Source organism: Microbacterium sp. Ru50, from assembly GCF_002920555.1.
Classification (GTDB): Bacteria; Actinomycetota; Actinomycetes; order Actinomycetales; family Microbacteriaceae; genus Microbacterium; species Microbacterium arborescens.
The window spans coordinates 1-801 of sequence record NZ_PQSV01000030.1 but is presented as its reverse complement, the minus strand read 5'-3'; the positions used below and the strand labels follow the sequence as shown (position 1 = coordinate 801).

Sequence of the window (801 nt, the reverse complement as noted above, 5' to 3'; positions counted from 1 at the left end):
GGTGCAGTCGGCGGCGCAGATGGCGGCCTCGCTGATCGGGCAGGGCCGGGGTGCGCATGAACCCGCTGAACATGGCGTCCGTGGCGGCGACCGTGAAGTCGGGCACCTTCCACCAGCCGTACCTGGTCTCGCCGTCCGTGGACCACCGCACGCTGGCCACCGCCTCACGCACCCTGTCGCCGAAGACGCTGTCCCAGCTCCGCGAGCTGATGCGGTACACGGCCGCGTACGGCACGGCCGCCGAGGCGATGTCGGGGCTCGGCCCGGACTACGGCGCGAAGACCGGCTCGGCGGAGGTCGACGGGCAGAAGAAGCCGAACGGCTGGTTCACCGCCTACCGGGGCGACCTCGCCGCCGCCGGCGTGGTCCAGGCGGGCGGGCACGGCGGTGACACGGCCGGCCCGATCGTGGCGAAGCTGCTGAAGCTCGGGAGCTGACCGGCCCCGCCCGGCCCCGATCAGCTCCGTACGGGCTCGACGGTGTAGGTGCGGCGCAGGAACCGCACCAGGGTCTTCGACTCGAACTGCACCACTTCGACCCCGTCGTCGGTGTGGAACTCGACCACCGCCTGGACGCGCCCGCAGGGCCACACGCGGACGTCGCCGCTCTCGGCGGGCGCCCGCAGTCCCCGTTCGAGGAGCGCGCGGGAGAAGGTCCACTCGTGCGGTCCGGGAAGCCCGACCCGGACGGAGCGGGGATCGGTGTCCGGGTCGTACCGCAGCACGACGGGTACGGCCCCCGGGTCCTCCTCGTCCGTGACGATATGAGCGCGCGCGTACTGTTCGACCACAGACATCGGAC

General features: G+C 72.7%; 2 protein-coding genes. One reads left to right on the top strand and one right to left on the bottom strand.

Annotated elements, in window-relative coordinates:
• Positions 1 to 56 precede the first annotated feature (56 nt).
• Positions 57 to 437 (top strand): penicillin-binding transpeptidase domain-containing protein, encoded by a 381-nt coding sequence (locus C3481_RS16055; RefSeq protein ID WP_258039148.1) that lies wholly within the window; start codon positions 57 to 59, stop codon positions 435 to 437.
• Between the two features lie 20 nt (positions 438 to 457).
• On the opposite strand, the gene C3481_RS16050 is transcribed toward C3481_RS16055, so the two are convergent.
• On the bottom strand, positions 458 to 801 hold a 344-nt coding region (locus C3481_RS16050), incomplete at its 5' end, for an SsgA family sporulation/cell division regulator (RefSeq protein ID WP_219817682.1).